Raw genomic sequence first — 18,964 nt, 5'->3', positions numbered from 1 at the left:
CAGTACCACTCCCCATCGAAAGGCACGACCGTGTCGTCCCCCGTCTCCCCGACCACCGCGCCGCCCAAGCGCGGCTGGAAGTTCCCCTCGTTCTCTGCCCAGATCCTGATCTCGCTCGTGCTGGGCATCGTGCTCGGGTGGGTGGCGCTCACCATCGGTAAGACCCCGTCGGGTGACCCGAACTGGCTCACCACGACGCTGCAGACCATCGGCTCGAGCTTCGTCTCGTTGCTGAAGGCGCTGGTTCCCCCGCTGATCTTCCTGGCCATCGTGACCTCGATCGCCAACCTGCGCGGTGTCACCAACGGGGCCAAGTTGGCCTCGCGCACGCTGCTGTGGTTCGCGATCACCTCGTTCATCGCGGTCGTGATCGGCATCGCACTGGGGCTCATCCTGCAGCCCGGTGCCCACACGTCGGTCACCGAGGCCGCCGCGGCCGCGCCGTCGCGTTCAGGTTCGTGGCTCGACTTCCTGAAGGGCATCATCCCCGGCAACTTCCTGGGGCTCGAGGCCAGCTCCCGGCCCGTCACCGGCGACGGTGGCGCCATCAGCGCCATCACCACCTCGCTCAACTTCAACGCCCTGCAGATCCTGGTGGTCTCCCTGGTCATCGGCGCCGCCGCCCTGAAGGTCGGCAAGCAGGCCGAGCCGTTCCTGAACCTGTCGAAGTCGCTGCTCTCGGTGCTGCAGACGGTGCTGTGGTGGGTCATCCGGCTCGCCCCGATCGGCACCATCGGCCTGATCGGCAACGCCGTCGCCAGCTACGGCTGGGGCAAGGTTGCCAGCCTCGGCTGGTTCACCCTCGCGATCTACATCGGTCTGGCCCTGGTGCTGTTCGTGGTCTACCCGGTGCTGCTGCGGGTGCACGGGCTGAGCATCGTCAACTACTTCAAGGGCGCCTGGCCGGCCATCCAGTTGGCCTTCGTCTCGCGTTCGTCGCTGGGCACGATGCCCGTCACCCAGCGGGTCACCGAGCGCAACCTGGGCGTTCCCCGTTCGCTCACCTCGTTCGCCGTGCCGCTCGGCGCGACCTCGAAGATGGACGGTTGCGCCGCCATCTACCCCGCGATCTCGGCCATCTTCGTCGCCCAGTTCTTCGGCATCCAGCTGCGGTGGACTGATTACCTGCTGATCGTCTTCGTCGCCGTCGTCGGCTCGGCTGCCACCGCGGGCCTGACCGGAGCCACCGTCATGCTGACGCTGACCCTGTCGACCCTCGGCCTCCCCCTGGAGGGCGTGGGCCTACTGCTGGCCATCGACCCGATCCTCGACATGGGCCGCACCGCGGTCAACGTCGCTGGTCAGGCCCTGGTTCCGGTGATCGTCGCCAAGCGCGAGGGCATCCTCGACACCGAGCAGTACGACTCGGTCAACACCGAGGATCTGTTCGAGGACGAGCGCGAGCTGGTCACCGTCTGAGTTCTTCGACCGCCTCGACGATCGCGTCGGGGCGGTCGAGCATCATCAGGTGTTTGGAGCCGGTCACCACCAGGTGGCCGGCTCCCAGCATGTTCGCCCACCGACGCTGGCTGGCGAGCCAGCGGTTGTCGGCGGCGGTGAGCACGACCGTCGGACGATCGGGCCACGCGTGTGCCCGCCGCACCTCGATCAGGTCCCAGGCCTGCCGACCGTAGGCCAACGACTCGGCCGTGGCCGCCGCCAGGGTGTCGGTGTCGGCGTAGATGTCGGCGAGTCGTCCGCCGTGCAGGTGACGGAACTCGCGGGTGCTCTGGAACCAGGTGCCCACGTGCCACACGAACGCCCCCAGGGCACCCATCGTCGAACCCTCCGTGGCCCGCTCCACCCACTGCGCCAGCCGCGGAGTCAGGTGCCGTGGCGGCGTGACGGGCCATTCCACCGATCCGTCGACCATCACCACGCCCGCGACCAGTTCGGGACGAATCCGGGTCACCGCCTCGACGATGAACGAGGCCATGGAGTGGGCGACCAGCACCGCAGGTGCCCCCAGCCTCTCCAGCAGGTCGACCAGGGTGGCCTGCTCGTCCGCCAAGCGGGGCAGGGTGCCGGGCCAGCGGGTGCCGCCGATGCCGGGCCGGTCGTAACTGACCAGCCTCGCCCGGGGCAGCAGGTCGGCCACGTCGCGCCAGAAGTCCATCGCCAACCCGCAGCCGGCGATCAACACGATGGGCGGTCCGTCGCCATCGCGTTCCCACAGCCGCACGGTGCGCCCGCCCAGGCTGGTCACCGAGGGCGCACCAGCGGGAAGGCGATCGTCTCGCGAATCGAGGAGTCGGTGAGCATCATCACCAACCGGTCCATGCCCATGCCCAGGCCACCCGAGGGCGGCATGGCGTACTCGAGCGCGGTGAGGAAACTCTCGTCCACCTCCATCGCCTCGGGGTCACCGCCGGCGGCGAGCAGCGACTGGGCCGTCAACCGTTCCCGTTGCACCACCGGGTCGACCAGTTCGGAGTAGGCGGTGCCGATCTCGGCGCCGAAGGCCACCAGGTCCCACCGTTCGGCGAGCCGGTCGTCGTCGCGATGACCGCGGGTCAACGGCGAGACGTCGGCCGGGAAGTCGCAGTAGAAGGTGGGCGCGACGGTGCGGTGCTCCACCAGGTGCTCGTAGAGCTCGAGCAGCACCTCTCCCCTCGTCCAGGTCGGCGCCGTTCCCAGATCGAGGCGATCGGCGATGGCAATCAGCTGCTCGCGGGTGGTGTCGGCGCTCACGTGCTCACCGAGGGCGTGCGAGAGCGCGTCATTGACGGTGATCACCGCGAACGGTTCGGCGAGATCGACGCCCCGCAGCTCGGTTCCCCCGTTCACCGCGAGCGCCGCGTTCACCACCAGTTGCTCGGCCAGGTCGCGCATCACCGTGTAGTCGCCGTAGGCCTGGTAGGCCTCGAGCATCGTGAACTCGGGGTTGTGGGTGGCGTCGGCCCCCTCGTTGCGGAAGTTGCGTCCGATCTCGAAGACCCGGTCGACGCCACCGACCATCAGGCGCTTGAGGAACAACTCCGGCGCGATCCGCAGGTACAGCTCGAGGTCGTAGGCGTTGATGTGGGTGCGGAAGGGGCGAGCATTGGCGCCGCCGTGCACCGTCTGCAGGATGGGCGTCTCCACCTCGAGGTACTGGTGCTGCTGCAGCGTCTCGCGGACTGCCCGGACGGCCTGCGAGCGGGCCCGCAGCTGGTGGCGGGCCTGCGGGTTCGCGATCAGGTCGAGGTAACGCTGGCGCACGCGCGTCTCGCGGTCGCTGATGCCGGAGTGCTTGTCGGGCGGGGGTCGCAGAGCCTTGGCCGTCAGCGTCCACGCGTCGGCGTGCAGCGACGGGGTGCCCCGCTTCGAGGGAGCGACCCGACCCGAGAAGCCGACGTGGTCACCGAGACTGATCACCCGCACGAACCGGGCCAGCTCGTCGGCGCCGATCACCGAACGGTCGAGCAGCACCTGGGATTCCCCGAACCAGTCCTGCAGCCGCACGAAACAGACACCGCCGTGGTCGCGAAGGGCCAGCACCCGCCCGGCGATGGTCGTGGTGGCGCCACGATTGGCGAGCACCACGTCGGCGGACGATCCCGTGGGCGTGAAGCTGGCCGGGTACGGCTCCACGCCCTCGGCCAGCAGCCGGCGACGGGTCGCCAGCCGGTGCTCGCGCTGCTCGGGCAGGCGCGTGGCCACCGGTTCGGGTGCCGGCGGGGCGAGGGCGGTGACGAGCTCGGGATGGTCGGCCAGGGCGACCCGCGGCTGAGCCGGCAGGGGCAGCGGACGGAACCAGGCCGGGGCGTCGACGTAACCCTCGGCGATGCCCAGCGCCAACCCGACGGTGCCCAGATCGACCGCGTCCTCGACCGCGAGGTAACGGGGTGACCAGGTGGGCGAGTACTTCACGTTCGAGCGGTACAACTGCTCCAGTTGGAACCAGCGCGAGGCCACCAGCAGCAGGCGCCGCTTGAACCGCTGCAGGGCGGTGGCACCCAGCTGCGCGCCCTCCTCGAAGGCCGAGCGGAACACGGCGAAGTTGAGCGAGACGCGGGCGATGCCGTGGTCGCGCGCCTGGTGCATGAGACCGACCACCATCAGCTCCGTGACGCCGTTGGGGGCCTCGGGCGAGCGGCGCATCAGGTCGAGGGAGACGCCATCGGCACCCCAGGGCACCAGCGACAGCAGGCCGGCGACCTGCCCCTGGGCCGACAGGGCCTCGACCATCAGGCAGTCGCCGTCGAGGTCGTCGCCGAGTCGCCCCAGCGCCATCGAGAAGCCGCGCTCCTCGCCCCCGAGACGCCACTGTTCGGCGAGGGTCGCGAGCTCGGCGAGTTCGGCGGCGGGAATCTGCTTGTGGCGGCGAATGCGCACGGTGTTGCCCTGCCGCTGCAGTCGCTGCACGGCCTGACGCACGTCGCGCAGGTCGCGGGCCTCGAGGTCGAAGGTGGCCGGGGTGAGCACGGCCTCGTCCCCCACCTTGATGATCCGCATGCCCGCCTCTTCCCACAACCGGGCTCCCGCGGACGAGGCGCCCACCACGGCCGGCGTCCAGCCGAAGGTGCGGGCCTCGTCCACGAAGGCGGTCATGGCCATCGGCCATCGTTCCCGCGGACCGATCGGGTCGCCGGCGGCCAGGCAGACGCCCACCTCGACGCGATAGGTGATGGCGGCCGACCGATCGGGGGCGAACACGATCTGCTTGTCGCGGCGCGTGGCGAAGTACGACAGCGAGTCGGCCTCGCTGCGGGCCAGCAGTTGCCGCAGGGTGACCTCGTCGGCCAGCGCCAGCGTGGCCCGGGAGCGCTGGCTGCGCATCAGCGTCTGCAGGGCGAGGAAGAAGCTGACGGCGATCAGCACGCCGACGATGGTGCCCACCCAGGGCGGTGGGATCGGCCCGTGCGGCGTGTTGCCGGTGATCATGCGGCTGAGCAGGGCGAACAACCGGCCGCGGGGGCGTCCCTCGCCACCGGTCAGCCATGTCAGCAGCCAACCGATGCCCAGTGAGACCGCCAGTCCGCCGGCCAGCACGAGGCCGGCAAGCCGCAGATTGCCCCGCGCCGAGCGAGCCGCGAAGTCGCGGCGACGGGCGATCAGCAGGGCCAGCAGCAGCGCGAGGGTGACCGCGCTGATGATCAGCTCGACCAACGGTTCGGCACCGACGGGGTCGCGGGGTTCGGGTGGGTCGACGTGTTCGGTGAGCACCAGCACGACGGCGGCGAGGGTGGCCAGCCACAGCAGCCCGAGGTAGCTCACGGTGAACCACCAGGCCAGGCGCTTACGGCGCATCAGGCCGACCCCCAGCACCAGCATCAGGGCCGCCGTGCCGAGCCCCGAGCCCTCGACGGGCACCAGCAGCGTCGAGTACAGCCCGAGCAGCACCCTCAGCCACGGGGTGTGGCGAAAGAGGGTGTCGAGCACCAACAGCGCGGCCCCGAGGTAGAAGATGCGCGACACCAGCACCGGCGCGAGGCCGCGCCCCGTGAGAACTGTTTGACGAGAAGTCACGCGCTCCACCTTGTCACCACGCGTTGCCGAGAACCAGCCACGCCACGACCTCGGGATCGGGGTCGCAGGCCAGCACCTCGGCCGTGGCCTGCAGGATGACCTCGTCGAACGGCACCGGCCAGCGCTCGGGCGGCCATGGTCCGACCGCCGGGGGCAGCAACGCGCAGGCCGCGATGGTGCGTGCCACGTCGAGCGGCGCGGCGCTGCCGCGGCCCGGCAGCCCGCCGCCCAGCAGCGCCAGGTCGGTGGTCGAGGGCAACCGGACGGGCCCGAGCTCCGGCACCGGTGCGCCGGCCGCGGTGAGCGCGAGGGCCGCGTGCATTCTGGCCACGCCCACGGCGAGGTCGTCGCCCCTCAGCCGGTCAAGGGCGTCGGTGACCACGTCGACCAGGTCGGACGAACCGGTGGCCGCGAGTTCGCGGGCGGCCGCGATCACCGCCAGCGGGTCGGGCGCGCCGCGGGAGAGCAGTTCCTCGACGCGGGCCGCGAGGTCGTCCGTGCCGGGGGCGGCCTGCCGCAGCACCACCTCGGCGGCGCCGGCGCAGGCCGGGTGGGCCAGGGCGTGGGCGACCGCCTCGTCCATGCCGGGCAGGCTGACGACCGCGAGCACCGTCTCGCCCCGCTCCTCGGGGATGGTCAGCCGATCGCCGGTGGGCAGCAGTTCGGTGCCGTCGCCCAGCACGACGGGGTCGTCGCCGCGGCGCACCAGCCGGTCGGGCCACCAGGCGGGCAGATGAGCCAGCACGTCGCGTGGGGAACCGAGGGGCTCGAGGGCCCACTCGCAGGTGGTTGCGGCGCCGGGTTCGAGGGTGGTTCCGGGGAAGAGCCGCAGCCCCGGCAGATCGTCGTCGAGGGCGAATCCGGTGACCTGCCGGGCCAGCACGCAGCTCTCGCCGTCGTCCGCCATCAGGAAGGCGCGCGCTCCCCCGCCCCAGCGCCGCACCAGCGTTCGGGTGACGGGGTCATCGGCGTCGAGCTCGAGGCGCAGTCCCGTGATCGGCTGCGCCGTCGCCGTGTCGTTGACGACCCGCACCCGCAACCGCCACTGGTCGTTGACCACCTGGCGCACGGTCGCGACCAGACCGAGGGACGAGAGCCAGACCGCCTCCCGCTCGTCGTCGACCTCCAGTTCGGTGGCCAGTGACCAGGTGTGGTCGGGGTGCAGGGCGAGACCGGTCACCCCTGAGCCGGTCACCCCTGGCACGTGGGGCACCAGTAGAGGTTTCGTCCGGCGAGCACCTGGGTGCGCACCTCGGTGCCGCAGACGTGGCAGGGCTGGCCGGCGCGACGGTAGACGTAGACCTCGCCGCCGTGACGGTCGACGCGGGGCGGGCGGTCCATGGCTTCGGGGGTGTGGTCGTCGGTGACGGTGTCGATGCGTCCCGAGGCCACCCCGTCGGCCATCAGCACCACCAGGTCGGCCCAGATGGCCGCCCACAGGTCGGGAGCGATCCGGGCGCCGGGGGTGAACGGGTCGACGCGGTGGCGGTACAGCACCTCGGCCCGGTAGATGTTGCCGACGCCTGCGGCCACCTGTTGGTCCATCAGCAGGGCTGCGATCGGCTTGGACGAGCGGTGCACCACCTGCCATCCGCGGGAGGGGTCGGCGTCGGCGCGCAGCGGGTCGGGGCCGAGTCTGGCGACCTCGGCGGCCTGCTGCTCGACCGTGACCAGTCGGCAGGTCTGCGGCCCGCGCAGGTCGGCGGCGGTGACGCCGTCGGTGATGCGCAACCGCACCTGCCCCCACGGGGCCCGGTCGGGGCCGAACAGCAGCTTGCCGATCAGACCCAGGTGAATCTGCACGATGGCCGGGGCGGGCGCATCGAAGGTGATGAACAGGTGCTTGCCGAACGAGTCGGCCACCACCAGCTCGTGCTGGTCGAGGCGGGCGGCCTCCTCAGCGAATCGTCCCTGCGGGGAACTCACGCGCACGGTGGACCCACCGAAGGTGTCGGTGAGCGTGTCGGCGAGGCGCCGAATGACGTGACCCTCGGGCATCAGCCCTCGATCGAGCCGTTCACCTCGTAGTTGGTGAGCATGTCGATGCGGCGCTGGTGGCGGGGTTCGAAGCTGAACTCGGTGGTCAGGAACGCGGTGGCGATCTCGAGCGCCAGGTCGTCGGGGGTGAAGCGTCCGCCCAGGGCCAGGCAGTTGGCGTCGTTGTGCTGGCGGGTGAGGGTGGCGAGTTCGACCGAGTTGGCGAACGCGCACCGCACGCCGGACACCTTGTTGGCGGCGATCAGTTCGCCGTTGCCGGAGCCGCCCAGCACGATGCCCAGGTCGCCGGGGTTGGCGGCGACGGCCTCGGCGGCGGCGATGATGAACGGCGGGTAGTCGTCGGCGGCGTCGTAGGTCTGGGCCCCGTGGTCGACGACCTCGAAACCGGCGTCGGCCAGCTTCTCGGCGAGGAACTGCTTGGTCTCGAAGGCGGCATGGTCGGTGGCCAGGTGAACGCGCATGGGGTCATCTTTGCAGACCGGAATCGGGTCGCCGGTGCGTTCGTCGGTTGTGTAGCGTCGCAGGCATGAGCGATCTCGAACTGCGCACGCTGCCCTCGTCGGCCGAACTCACCCCCGAACGCACCGAATGGCTGCAGGCGGTGTCGTTGGGTTTCCACGACAAGGCACTGACCGACGAGCAGTTGGCCCGCTGGAATGCCGAGATGCACGCTGACGGCATGCGCGCCCGCGGCATGTATCGCGCGTCCGTGCCGGCGGGGGCGTTTGCCGGCCCGGTCGGCACGTTCATGAGCTACGACGCGCTCATCAACACCGGCCCAGATGGGAACGGGGTCGGGCACCTCGAGACCGGCAACCTGATCAGCGATGTCACGGTGCGCGCCAGTCACCGCCGGCAGGGCATTCTGCGCACGATGATGACCGCCGACCTGTCCGAGGCCCACGAGCGGGGGCTCGCGTTCGCGTCGCTGACCGTCACCGAGGCCGTCATCTACGGCCGCTTCGGGTTCGGGGTGTCGTCCCTGCACCAGCATGTCGAGCTCGACGTCAGCCACGACTTCGCCCTGCGGCACCGCCCCGGCGGCCACTGCGAGTTCCTCGATGCGTCGTCCGAGGTCGTCAAGGACCAGCGCGACCGGCTCTTCCGCCAGACGCTGGAGACCACCCGCGGCGCGCACGACCGGGCGACCCAGTACCGCGACCGGCTGGCCGGCGACTGGGACCACGAAGAGGGCGGCAAGAACCGCAAGCTGCGCACCGTGGGTCACTGGTCGGACGAGGGCACTCTCGACGGCATGGCCACCTTCGAGTACGGCGACTGGACTGATCACGACCTGCGCATCCACGACCTGGTGGCGCTGACCCCCGGGGCCGAACTGGCGCTGTGGGACCACCTGGGCCACCAGGACCTGGTGAAGAGGGTGACCTGGCGGCTGTCGAACCAGAATTCACCCCTGCGGTGGGCGCTGGTCGACTCGCGTCGGCTCGAGGTCAAGGGGCTGCGTGACTGCACGTGGCTGCGCGTGCTCGACCCGGTGAAGGCGCTGTCGGTGCGCGGGTGGCAGGCCGACGGCACTGCCGTGCTCGAGATCGCCGACGACCTCGGGTTCGCGGCCGGACGCTTCCGGGTCACCGTCGAGGGCGGCCGGGCGTCGGTCGAGAAGACGAAGGACGAGGCCGACGTGCAGCTGGGAGTGCCGGAACTCGGCAGCCTCTACTTCGGCGCCGTGCGTCCGCGGTCGCTGGCAGCAGCCGGACGGATCGGCGGCAATCGGGACGCGATCGCCGCCCTCGACCGGCTGTTCGAGGTCGACGACGAGGTGTTCAACAACTCCCACTTCTGAGGTTCAGAGTGCCGATGGGCCGCCCTCGAGCAGTTGGACGAACCCGGCCTCGTCAAGAATCGGGCGACCCAGTTCCTCGGCCTTGGCGGCCTTGGACCCGGCGTTCTCCCCGATCACGACGTAGTCGGTGTTCTTGCTGACCGATCCCGAGGCCTTGCCGCCGCGGGTGATGATCGCCTCCTTGGCCTCGTCGCGGCTGAAGTTCTGCAGCGAACCGGTGACGACCACGGTCAGGCCCTCGAGGGTGCGGACGGTGGACTCGTCGCGCTCGTCGGCCATGCGCACCCCCGCAGCGGCCCAGCGGTCGACCAGGGCGACGTGCCAGTCGACGGCGAACCACTCGGTGATGGCTTCGGCGATCACCTGACCCACCCCGTCGGCGGCGGCCAGTTGCTCGGGGGTGGCGGCCCGGATGGCGTCGATCGACTCGAACGAGGTGGCCAGCGACCGGGCGGCCGTCGGGCCGACGTGGCGGATCGACAGTGCGACCAGCACCCGCCACAGGGGCTGGCTCTTGGCCTTCTCGAGGTTGTCGAGCAGCTTCAGCCCGCTGGCCGAGAGCACCCGGCCGCGTTCGTCGGCAACGTCGGCCTCGGACTTTTTGGCCGCGCGGGTGAACAGGTCGACGCGCCGCAGGTCGTCCGCGGTCAGGTCGAACAGACCGGCCTCGCTGGTGATGACCCCCGACGAGAGCAGTGCGTGGGCGGCCTCCCAGCCGAGGGCCTCGATGTCGAGGGCGCCGCGGGTGGCCAGCCCGAACAGGCGCTCGCGCAGCTGCGAGGGGCACGACTCGGAGTTGGGGCAGCGAATGTCCTTGTCGCCCTCCTTCTCGGGGCGCAGTTCGGTGCCGCAGGCCGGGCAGTGGGTGGGCATGACGAAGGCGCGCTCGGTGCCGTCGCGCAGGTCGACCACCGGGCCGAGGATCTCGGGGATGACGTCGCCGGCCTTGCGCAGCACGACGGTGTCGCCGATCAGCACACCCTTGCGCACCACCTCGTGGGCGTTGTGCAGGGTGGCCATCGAGACGGTCGAACCCGCCACCAGCACCGGCTCCATCACGCCGAAGGGGGTGACGCGGCCGGTTCGTCCGACGTTGACCTGGATGTCGAGGAGCTTGGTGTTGACCTCCTCGGGCGGGTACTTGAAGGCGATCGCCCAGCGGGGGGCGCGCGAGGTGGAGCCGAGGGCGCGCTGGCTGGCGATGTCGTCGACCTTGACGACGGCCCCGTCGATCTCGTGCTCGCCGTCGTGGCGGTGCTCACCGAGGTCGCGGACGAACGCCTGCACCTCGTCGGGGGTGGTGACCACGCGCGCGGCGGCAGCGGTCGGCAGCCCCCAGGACTGGAGCTTGGCGTAGGCCTCGGACTGGCTGGCGACGTCGAAGCCCTGCCGGGCGCCGATGCCGTGCACCAACAGGCGCAGCGGACGAGTGGCGGTCACGCTCGGGTCCTTCTGGCGCAGCGAACCGGCGGCCGCGTTGCGCGGGTTGGCGAAGGGGTTCTTGCCCTGCTCGACGAGGGAGGCGTTGAGGTCGGCGAAGGCCTCGATCGGGAAGAAGATCTCGCCACGCACCTCGACCAGCTCGGGCAGGTCGTCGCCCACCAGCCGTTGGGGCACGCCGGCGATGGTGCGCACGTTGAGGGTGACGTCTTCACCGACGCGGCCGTCGCCCCGGGTGGCTGCGGTGACCAGGCGCCCCTGCTCGTAGGTGAGGTTGATGGCGAGCCCGTCGATCTTGGGCTCGCACAGGAAGCGGATCTTCTCGGCACCCAACTGGCGGTGGGCGCGCTCGAGCCATTCGGCGAGCTCATCGGCCGAGAAGACGTTGTCGAGCGACTCCATGCGCTGGCGGTGCTCAACGGGGTTGAACTCGGTGAACCGGTTGGTGCCCACCCGCTGGGTGGGTGACTCGGGGGTGCGCAGATCGGGGTGAGCGTCTTCGAGGGCCTGCAACTCGCGCATCCAGCCGTCGTACTCGGCGTCGGAGACCGTGGGGGCGTCGCGCCCGTAGTAGGCCTCCTGGGCCTCGGTGATGCGGTCGGCAAGGTCGGTCCAGCGGTGGCGGACGTCGGTGGTGGCCGGGTCGAGGTCGGGGGTGTCGGTGCTCACGGGTTGAGTGTGCCAGCAGGGTCGGACAGTTTGGGGTGGGGCGGGACGTGTCCGTGGGGATCACTAGAGTCGGGCTCGTGATCACTGGCGACCACCGAGGAGAACCCTGATGTCGGCACCCACGTGGGAGCAGTACATGGCTCCAACCCTCAGCGTCCTCAGCGACGGCGAGGTCCGCCGCTCCCGCGAGATCGTCGAGGCCGCCGCCGACCTGCTCGCCCTCACCGATGAACAGCGGCACATCCTCATCCCGTCGGGGCAGGAGCAGTACCGCAACCGCGGCAACTGGGCACTCTCGTACCTCTCCCGGTCCGGCGCCACGGAACGTCCCGCCCGTGGCCACCACCGCATCACCGACGTGGGCCGACGCCTGCTGGCCGAGCACCCCGAGGGCATCACCGAGAAGCACCTGCGGGCCCTGTCGGGCGATCCGAACGCACCGCACACGTGGAAGGTCTTTCCGATCAGTCGAGAGGCCACGGTGAGCGACGAGGCGCCGCTGGCTGACGTGACCCTGGACCCCGAGGAGCAGATCGCGGCCGGCATCGCTCGCATCCACGCCGACGTCGCCGACGAACTGCTCGCCCGCATCCTCGACCAGGAGCCCGCATTCTTCGAACAGGCCGTGCTCGACCTGCTGATGGGCATGGGCTACGGCGGCGCCGAGGGCACCGCGACCCGCACCCAGCTCTCCAACGACGGTGGCATCGACGGGGTGATCGACCAGGACGCCCTGGGCCTCAGCCGCATCCACGTGCAGGCCAAGCGACATTCGCCCACCAACCCCATCGGCCGCCCGGAGATCCAGGCCTTCGTGGGCGCCATGGCCGGCAGCCAGGCCAATCAGGGCGTGTTCATCACCACGGGACGTTTCAGCCAAGGTGCCAGGCAGTACGCCGCCACCATTCCGACGCGCATTGTGCTCATCGACGGCGAACGAATGACGTCCCTGATGATCCGTTACGGCGTCGGGGTGCAGGTGAAGCGCACCGTGCAGATCGTGGAGATCGACGAAGACTTCTTCGAGTAGGAATTATCGAACAATCTCGCCGCTGTCTCTCGAAAATGTCGGATGCGAGTCGTACGATTGTTCCATGAATCAGTCACACGAAACCCAGCTCGACTGGGTGCAGCAGGTGCCGGATCTCCGGCGCACTGATGCGGTGTGGGCTGACACTGCGGCCGATGCCTTGGATGGCATGGCGCAGATGCGCGCATTGAAGCGCCGGGCTGCGCTGGCGGAATTCCAGCTGGCCGCCGAATACGCGGAGTTGTCGGGCCGCGAAGCGATGATGCGCGAGGGCGCTCGTGACGCCTCGGGCGTGCCCTCCGCTCCGGTGATGCACGGCGAGCGCATCTCCCGCATCGCCGGCGAAGGCACTCCCCTCGTTCCCGAGTTCGCCTCGTTGGAGCTCGGCCCTCGCCTGCGGATCAGCGACACGGCCGCGTGGGCCCTGATGCGCGACGCCCTGGCCGTGAAGTTCCGCCTCGAGGGCATCTGGCAGGTGCTGAAGGCCGACCGGCTCGAGGTCTGGCAGGCCCGGCAGTTGGCCGAGATCTCCAAGAGTCTCGATGCCGAGCAGGCGGCCGAGTTCGATGCTCGTCTCGCCCCCCGCGCCGCGGGCATGACCCCGACCCGCCTCGAGACGCACGCGCGGGCACTCGTTCGACAGCTGAGGGCCGACGAGGCCACCGACGACCGCACACGAGCACGCTCCCGGCGTCGCGTCGACGTCGTCCCCTCCGAGGACGGTCACACCACCAACGTGTCGGCCACTCTCGACTCCGCCGACGCCATTGCGCTCGATGCGCAAGTGGCCCGGCTGGCCGACATCTTCAAGGCCGCCGGCGACACCGACAGCCTCGACGTGCGGCGGGCCAAGGCGCTGGGGGTGCTCTCCAGCCCCGCCCGGGCGCTGCAGCTGATCCAGGCATCGTTGCTCGATGAAGTCCCTGCACTGGTCGAGGACGGGCACCTCGACCTGGATTGCCCGGCCTTCGGTCAGCGTGGGCACACCTGCGGCTCGATCACCGTCGATCCCGAGAAGCTGCTTCCCCGCGCCGAGGTGCGGGTGCACCTGTCGGACCAGACCCTGCAGCGCTGCGACACCGATCCCACCGGACTTGCCCGGGCCGAAGAGCTCGGCCCGATGCTCGTCTCGTGGCTCTCCGAACTGCTCGGGCACCACCGGGTCACGCTGCGTCCGGTGCTCACCGTCGACGCGCTGCGCCCCTCGGACCACTACGAGGTGCCCGACCATCTGAGGGAAGCCGTTCTCCTGCGGAACCCGGTCAGCGTGTTCCCCTTCTCGAAGAAGAGCAGCCGCACGTGCGATCTCGACCACACCCGGGCCTACTCCAGAAACGGGCCACCGGGCCAGACCAGCACCGACAACCTCGGCCCACTCGATCGCACGGCTCACCGGGCGAAAACTCACGGCGGTTGGCTGCTGGAACACCCCACACCCGGGGTCTTCCTGTGGACCTCACCACTGAAGAACCGCTACCTGGTGACCCAGTCGTGCACGATGGTGCTCGACCACGAGGACTTCCTCGAAATTCCCGCCATCTCATGAGCGACTCTTCCGACGATGGGGGCACCTCCCGATTGGTTGAGTTCCACCGAGATGCTCGACGAGGAGGGGCTGAGGCTCGCGCTCACCGAGCTGCTCGGGATCAAGGTCGACGTCGTGGTCGCCGACACGCTGCGAGGCGAGTTCAGGGAGCGCATTCTCGCCGAGGCGATCCCCATCTGATCAACACCATCTGATCAACACCGCCTGATCACCCCCGCGCCAACGCCACCACCTGCGCCGCCGCCCCCGTCAACCTCTTCCTCCCCACCCACACCGCATGCAGCGGCCGCGTGATCCTGGTGGCCAGCGGCACCGCGACCAGGCTGCCCGCCCCGACGGCGTCCGCCACCGCCAGCCGGCTCAGCACCGACGGCGCCGCCCCCGAGGCCACCGCCACCCGCACCGCGGCATTGCTCGCCACCGTCAGGTAGGAGGTGGCCGCGACGCCGAGAGCCTCGTCCAAGGCCACCCGCGTCCCCGAACCCGACTCGCGCAGGATCATGGGCGTCTCGGCCAACTCGGCCAGCGTGACCGGGCGCCGGCGCCGCGCCCACACATGGTGGGGTGCGACCACCAGCACCATCTCGTCGCTGGCGACCGGCAGGGTGTGCACCCCGCGCAGGCTGCCGGGGCCGAGCGTCGGGTCCTCGATGAACCCCAGCCCCACCCGGCCCGACCGCAGGTCGTCCAGCACGTCGTGGGAGTTGTGCACGTGCACGTCGACGGCGATCTCGGGGTGTCGTCGGCGCAAGGTCGCCAACCACGCGGGCAGCAGGTGCTCGGCGATGGTCTGGCTGGCCCCGACCACCAGCCGTTCACCGACCGGCGCCCCGTCGGGCCGGCCCAGCGCGGCGGTGGCGTCCATCAGGTCACGCGCGGCCGCCAGCGCTGCCCGGGCATGCTCGACCACCATGAGCCCGGCGGCGGTCAGCGTCGATCCGCGCGGGCTCCGCTCGAGCAGCACGGCGCCCAGCCGCCGCTCCAGCCGCGCCAGCGAGCGCGTGGCATTGGGCTGCTCCATACCCCGCGAGCGCGCCGCCGCCCCCACCGAGCCGTGCTCGGCCACGGCCACCAACAGGTCGAGAGCCGCGAGATCGGGCCACGCATCAGACATGCCCACACGATATGCCGCCATGCCGACGACGGGCTGGAATTGGCCCACTCACCACGAAAGACTGGGCCGCATGCCCCCCGCAGATCCGTCCACCACGCCCGCCCCGCTGCCACCGGCCGGGCCCGCCTGGTTCGGGAGCGTGATGGGCCCCGGCATCCTGTCCGTGCTGCTGCACACGGTGCTGAACTCGCCACTCGCTGGGGCTGACCGTGCTGTCTTCGCGGCCGCCTGCTTCGTGATCGCGTGGGTGCTCGGCGTGGCCATCTTCGTCGTCGCCTATCGCCCCCACTGGCTGCGCCAACCACTGCCCTTGGAACTGTCGACCACGGCGTGGATTCCGCTGGGCATCGTGGGCCAGTCCACCGCCGCCGCCATCGCCCTCACCATCGGCGTACCCCTGGTCGCATGGGCCGTCTGGTGCACCATCCAGGGCTTCCGGCGAGGCCTGCCGTTCGGCCGGACCTGGTGGTCGATGACCTTCCCGGTGGGCACGCTCGCGCTGGGCTCTCACGTGATGGGCTCCCACATGATGGGGCTGCACGCCGTGGCGGTGGCGGCGACGCTGTGCCTGCTGGGCACCTGGACGATCGCCGCCACCGGCACGGTGCGGGCCGTCACCGGCCTCAGTCGAGAATCGGCCCCACGGTCCGCGTCCGCTTGAGCTCGTAGAAGCCGTCGTAAGCGGTCACCTTCTCGAGCCCGTCGAACAGGTTGCCGGCGTCCTCACCCTTGGGGGCTGGCGAGATCACTGGACCGAACAGACCCTTGCCGTTGAGGTGCACAACCGGGGTGCCCACCTCGTTGCCGACCGGCGCCATGCCGGCGGCGTGGCTCTCGCGCAGCAGGTCGTCCCACTCGTCGGTGGTGGCTCGCTCGGCGATCGACTCGTCGGCGCCCACCTCGGCCAGCGCGGCGCGCACCGTCTCGACGGTCTTGGGCTCCTTGCCCAGGTGGTAGCGGGTGCCCAGGGCGGTGTAGAACTCGCGCACCTTGTCCTGCCCGTGCAGCTCCTGCACGCCGATCGCCGCACGCACCCCGATCCACCCCTCCTTCATGTGTTCGAGGTAGCCCGGGTCGAGGTCTCGTCCCTCATTGAGCACCGACAGGCTCATCACCTTGAAGGTCGTTTTCACGTCGCGCACCTTCTCGACCTCGAGCAGCCAGCGCGAAGTCATCCAGGCCCACGGGCACATCGGATCGAAGTACATGTCCACATTCGTCGTCATGGCACCAGCCAAACCGCATTCCGCCACCGGCGCAAGGGGTTCAGCTGACGGCATGTCGTCGGCCGCGAAGTCGCTAGTCTCGACGAGAACATCCAGCATTCTCGGAGGATCTCGTGTCGAACCCCGCCAACATGACCCGCGCGACCGCACAGCAGCGGTCGTCCGTGGTGTCCACCCACGCCTACCGCGTGCTCGTCGACCTCACCGGTCGCGACGTGACCGACCCGGACACCTTCATCTCGTCGTCGACGGTGACCTTCACCTCGACGGGCGAGCCCACCCACATCGATCTGATCGCCGATCGGGTGATCTCGGTCGAGCTCGACGGCGAGCACCTCGACCCGGCGGCCTTCGCCGATCACCGCTACCCGCTGCAGGCCTCGGCGGGTGACCACGAGCTCACCATCGTGGCGACCTGCCGCTACAGCCACACCGGCGAGGGGCTGCACAAGTTCGTCGACCCGGCCGATGGTCTGGTCTACCTCTACACCCAGCTCGAGATCGCCGACGCCCGCCGCGTCTACGCCTGCTTCGAGCAGCCCGACCTCAAGGCCACCTTCCAGCTGACCGTGACCGCCCCCGACCACTGGGTGGTGATCTCGAACGCCCCGGCCGTCGAGCCCGAGCACGTCGAGGAGGGCGTGGGTCAGTGGATCTTCGACCCCACTCCCCCGATGAGCACCTACATCACCGCCATCGTGGCCGGTGACTTCCACGTCGTGCGCGACACCATCACCTCCACCTCCGGTGACGTGCCCGCCTCGATCCTGTGTCGCCAGTCGGTCAAGGACTCCCTCGACGCCGAGCGCATCTTCACCACCACCAAGCGTGGGTTCGAGGTCTTCGAGGCCGCCTTCGACCACCCCTACGCCTTCGGCACCTACGACCAGGCCTTCGTGCCCGAGTTCAACGCCGGCGCCATGGAGAACGCCGGCTGCGTCACCATCCGCGACGAGTACCTGTTCCGCTCGCGCGTGACCGCCGCTTCGTACGAGGGCCGCGACAACACGATCCTGCACGAGCTGGCGCACATGTGGTTCGGCGACCTGGTCACCATGAAGTGGTGGGACGACCTGTGGCTGAACGAGTCGTTCGCCGAATGGGCCTCGCACTACTGCCAGTCGAAGATCGTCGCCAAGCACGGCGGCGTCGACCCGTGGGTGAGCTTCGCCAACGCCCGCAAGGGCTGGGCCTACACCCAGGACCAGCTGCCCACCACCCACCCGATCGCGGCCGACATGATCGACCTCGAGACGGTCGAGCAGAACTTCGACGGCATCACCTACGCCAAGGGCGCCTCGACCCTGAAGCAGTTGGTCAGCTTCGTCGGTGAGGACGACTTCATCGCCGGCGTGCGGGCCTACTTCAAGGCCCACGCGTTCGGCAACACCGAGCTGGGCGACCTGCTGGGTGCCCTCGAGCAGGCCTCCGGCCGCGACCTCAGCTGGTTCGCCGGCGAATGGCTCGAGAAGGCCGGGGTCAACACGCTGCGCCCCGACTTCGACACCGACGAGTCGGGTGCGTTCACCCGCTTCGAGATCGTGCAGACCGCCCCGGACGAGTGGCCGACCCTGCGCACCCACCGGCTCGCCGTCGGCCTGTTCGACTCCGCGGACGGCGCACTGAGCCGCCGCGACTCCATCGAGCTCGACATCACCGGCGAGCGCACCAGCGTCGACGCCCTGATCGGCGTCAAGCAGCCCGACCTGGTGCTGCTGAACGACCGCGACCTCACCTACGCCAAGGTGCGTCTGGACGAGCGTTCGCTCGCGACCGCCGTCGGCCAGATCGACGTGCTGGACGACGACCTCGCCCGCGCCCTCATCTGGGGTGCGGCCTGGGACATGACCCGTGACGCCGAGATGAAGGCCGCCGACTACGTGGCCCTCGTCGGCTTGGGTGTGGGCCGCGAGACCGACCTCACCGCCGTCGGTTCACTGTTGCGGCAGGCGCAGCTGGCCGCCACCGGGTACACCGCCCCCGCCGGTCGCGAGGCCGCCCGGGCCACCCTGGTCGCCGACCTCGCCGGTCTGCTCAAGCAGGCCGAGCCCGGGTCGGACCACCAGCTGGCCTTCGCCAATGCCCTGATCGCCTCCGTGCACACCCAGGCTGGCAGTGAACTCATCAAGGGCTGGCTCGAGGGTGAGGAGGTGCCCGCCGGGCTCGAGGTCGACACCGACATGCGCTGGAAGATCGTCACCTCGCTGGCCCGCATGGGCGCCATCGGCGAGGCCGAGATCGCGGCCGAGCAGGAGCGCGACAAGACCATTCAGGGTTCAGAGTTCGCGGCGGGCGCCCGCGCCGCGCAGCCGACGGCCGATGCCAAGGCCGCCGCATGGGAGCGGGCCGTCAACGAGCCGTCGATTCCCAACGGCACCCACCGCACCCTGGCGGCCAACTTCGGGCAGTACGACCAGGACGAGGTGCTGGCCCCCTACTACGAGAAGTACCTGGAGCTGTGCACCGACATCAGCAAGGGAGTCAACGGCTGGCACGACCGCGGCCACGCCTCGACCCAGACCGCGCTCACGTGGCTGTTCCCCATCGACGGGGACGAGGCCTGGGTGCAGCGGGTGGACGAGTGGCTGGCCACGTCCGACCCCTCCGATCAGGTCAAGCGCACCGTGACGGAGCGTCGCGACGCGGCCGCTCGCGCGTTGAGGGTGCAGGCCCTCAGCGAGTGAGC

At 70.1% G+C, this 18,964-nt stretch carries 15 protein-coding genes; 7 read left to right on the top strand and 8 right to left on the bottom strand.

Annotated features, from left to right (window positions below):
* Positions 1-30: 30 nt before the first annotated feature.
* Entirely contained in the window at positions 31-1,419 is a 1,389-nt protein-coding gene (locus ACSDQ9_RS13315; RefSeq protein WP_435147778.1) for a dicarboxylate/amino acid:cation symporter, read from the top strand.
* On the opposite strand, the gene ACSDQ9_RS13310 is transcribed toward ACSDQ9_RS13315, so the two are convergent.
* From ACSDQ9_RS13310 to ACSDQ9_RS13290, 5 genes are all read right to left on the bottom strand, one after another.
* Positions 1,409-2,206 carry an alpha/beta fold hydrolase gene (locus ACSDQ9_RS13310; protein ID WP_435147777.1) on the bottom strand — a complete coding sequence of 266 codons (798 nt, stop codon included), beginning with the start codon at positions 2,204-2,206 and terminating at the stop codon, positions 1,409-1,411. The two genes, ACSDQ9_RS13315 and ACSDQ9_RS13310, sit on opposite strands and share 11 nt — an antisense overlap.
* On the bottom strand, positions 2,203-5,400 hold the full coding sequence (gene lysX / locus ACSDQ9_RS13305) for a bifunctional lysylphosphatidylglycerol synthetase/lysine--tRNA ligase LysX (protein ID WP_435147892.1): 3,198 nt from the start codon (positions 5,398-5,400) through the stop codon (positions 2,203-2,205). Before lysX ends, ACSDQ9_RS13310 begins: the two co-directional genes overlap by 4 nt.
* A gap of 64 nt (positions 5,401-5,464) precedes the next feature.
* Entirely contained in the window at positions 5,465-6,664 is a 1,200-nt protein-coding gene (locus ACSDQ9_RS13300; RefSeq protein WP_435147775.1) for a hypothetical protein, read from the bottom strand.
* The gene (locus tag ACSDQ9_RS13295) at positions 6,643-7,449 is read right to left on the bottom strand and encodes an Fpg/Nei family DNA glycosylase (protein ID WP_435147774.1); all 807 of its coding nucleotides are present in this window, start codon (positions 7,447-7,449) and stop codon (positions 6,643-6,645) included. The genes ACSDQ9_RS13300 and ACSDQ9_RS13295 overlap by 22 nt, the downstream gene beginning before the upstream one ends.
* Positions 7,449-7,910, bottom strand: coding sequence for a ribose-5-phosphate isomerase (locus tag ACSDQ9_RS13290; RefSeq protein ID WP_435147772.1), 462 nt, complete (start codon positions 7,908-7,910; stop codon positions 7,449-7,451). Before ACSDQ9_RS13290 ends, ACSDQ9_RS13295 begins: the two co-directional genes overlap by 1 nt.
* 65 nt (positions 7,911-7,975) lie before the next feature.
* Here ACSDQ9_RS13290 and ACSDQ9_RS13285 point away from each other — a divergent pair, with 65 nt between their 5' ends.
* Positions 7,976-9,253, top strand: coding sequence for a GNAT family N-acetyltransferase (locus tag ACSDQ9_RS13285; RefSeq protein WP_435147770.1), 1,278 nt, complete (start codon positions 7,976-7,978; stop codon positions 9,251-9,253).
* Positions 9,254-9,256: 3 nt separating this feature from the next.
* Here ACSDQ9_RS13285 and ligA read toward each other — a convergent pair whose 3' ends face one another.
* On the bottom strand, positions 9,257-11,362 hold the full coding sequence (ligA, locus tag ACSDQ9_RS13280; protein ID WP_435147768.1) for an NAD-dependent DNA ligase LigA: 2,106 nt from the start codon (positions 11,360-11,362) through the stop codon (positions 9,257-9,259).
* A 109-nt stretch (positions 11,363-11,471) separates the two neighbouring features.
* On the opposite strand from ligA, the gene ACSDQ9_RS13275 reads away from it, so the two are divergent.
* The 3 genes from ACSDQ9_RS13275 (at position 11,472) to ACSDQ9_RS13265 (ending at position 14,118) form a co-directional block, all read left to right on the top strand.
* Positions 11,472-12,392: a restriction endonuclease gene (locus tag ACSDQ9_RS13275; protein ID WP_435147766.1), complete on the top strand. Its 921-nt coding sequence runs from the start codon at positions 11,472-11,474 to the stop codon at positions 12,390-12,392.
* Between the two features lie 64 nt (positions 12,393-12,456).
* A complete protein-coding gene (locus ACSDQ9_RS13270; RefSeq protein WP_435147764.1) occupies positions 12,457-13,938 on the top strand; it encodes a DUF222 domain-containing protein in 1,482 nt (493 codons plus the stop codon).
* A 15-nt stretch (positions 13,939-13,953) separates the two neighbouring features.
* Positions 13,954-14,118, top strand: a complete 165-nt coding sequence (locus ACSDQ9_RS13265; protein ID WP_435147763.1) for a hypothetical protein — start codon at positions 13,954-13,956, stop codon at positions 14,116-14,118.
* Between the two features lie 28 nt (positions 14,119-14,146).
* On the opposite strand, the gene ACSDQ9_RS13260 is transcribed toward ACSDQ9_RS13265, so the two are convergent.
* Complete coding sequence (locus tag ACSDQ9_RS13260; RefSeq protein WP_435147761.1) at positions 14,147-15,052, bottom strand: LysR substrate-binding domain-containing protein; 906 nt, start codon at positions 15,050-15,052, stop codon at positions 14,147-14,149.
* A gap of 70 nt (positions 15,053-15,122) precedes the next feature.
* On the opposite strand from ACSDQ9_RS13260, the gene ACSDQ9_RS13255 reads away from it, so the two are divergent.
* A complete protein-coding gene (locus tag ACSDQ9_RS13255) occupies positions 15,123-15,713 on the top strand; it encodes an SLAC1 family transporter (RefSeq protein WP_435147760.1) in 591 nt (196 codons plus the stop codon).
* Here ACSDQ9_RS13255 and ACSDQ9_RS13250 read toward each other — a convergent pair.
* Positions 15,676-16,278: a mycothiol-dependent nitroreductase Rv2466c family protein gene (locus ACSDQ9_RS13250; protein ID WP_435147759.1), complete on the bottom strand. Its 603-nt coding sequence runs from the start codon at positions 16,276-16,278 to the stop codon at positions 15,676-15,678. The two genes, ACSDQ9_RS13255 and ACSDQ9_RS13250, sit on opposite strands and share 38 nt — an antisense overlap.
* A gap of 131 nt (positions 16,279-16,409) precedes the next feature.
* On the opposite strand from ACSDQ9_RS13250, the gene pepN reads away from it, so the two are divergent.
* Entirely contained in the window at positions 16,410-18,962 is a 2,553-nt protein-coding gene (gene pepN / locus ACSDQ9_RS13245) for an aminopeptidase N (protein ID WP_435147890.1), read from the top strand.
* Positions 18,963-18,964: the final 2 nt, after the last annotated feature.

It is taken from the genome of Aestuariimicrobium soli, from assembly GCF_051192575.1.
Classification (GTDB): Bacteria; Actinomycetota; Actinomycetes; order Propionibacteriales; family Propionibacteriaceae; genus Aestuariimicrobium; species Aestuariimicrobium soli.
Note: the sequence above shows the minus strand (reverse complement) of the source record. Positions and strands in the feature narration are given on the sequence as shown.

What these genes read in the sequence shown, in the direction of transcription:
- ACSDQ9_RS13295 (WP_435147774.1), bottom strand. Translation starts at nt 7,449, where the DNA reads ATGCCCGAGGGTCACGTCATTCGGCGCCTCGCCGACACGCTCACCGAC.
- ACSDQ9_RS13275 (WP_435147766.1), top strand. Translation starts at nt 11,472, where the DNA reads ATGTCGGCACCCACGTGGGAGCAGTACATGGCTCCAACCCTCAGCGTC.
- ACSDQ9_RS13270 (WP_435147764.1), top strand. Translation starts at nt 12,457, where the DNA reads ATGAATCAGTCACACGAAACCCAGCTCGACTGGGTGCAGCAGGTGCCG.
- ACSDQ9_RS13260 (WP_435147761.1), bottom strand. Translation starts at nt 15,052, where the DNA reads ATGTCTGATGCGTGGCCCGATCTCGCGGCTCTCGACCTGTTGGTGGCC.
- ACSDQ9_RS13285 (WP_435147770.1), top strand. Translation starts at nt 7,976, where the DNA reads ATGAGCGATCTCGAACTGCGCACGCTGCCCTCGTCGGCCGAACTCACC.
- ACSDQ9_RS13255 (WP_435147760.1), top strand. Translation starts at nt 15,123, where the DNA reads ATGCCCCCCGCAGATCCGTCCACCACGCCCGCCCCGCTGCCACCGGCC.
- ACSDQ9_RS13265 (WP_435147763.1), top strand. Translation starts at nt 13,954, where the DNA reads ATGGGGGCACCTCCCGATTGGTTGAGTTCCACCGAGATGCTCGACGAG.
- ACSDQ9_RS13250 (WP_435147759.1), bottom strand. Translation starts at nt 16,278, where the DNA reads ATGACGACGAATGTGGACATGTACTTCGATCCGATGTGCCCGTGGGCC.
- ACSDQ9_RS13290 (WP_435147772.1), bottom strand. Translation starts at nt 7,910, where the DNA reads ATGCGCGTTCACCTGGCCACCGACCATGCCGCCTTCGAGACCAAGCAG.
- pepN (WP_435147890.1), top strand. Translation starts at nt 16,410, where the DNA reads ATGACCCGCGCGACCGCACAGCAGCGGTCGTCCGTGGTGTCCACCCAC.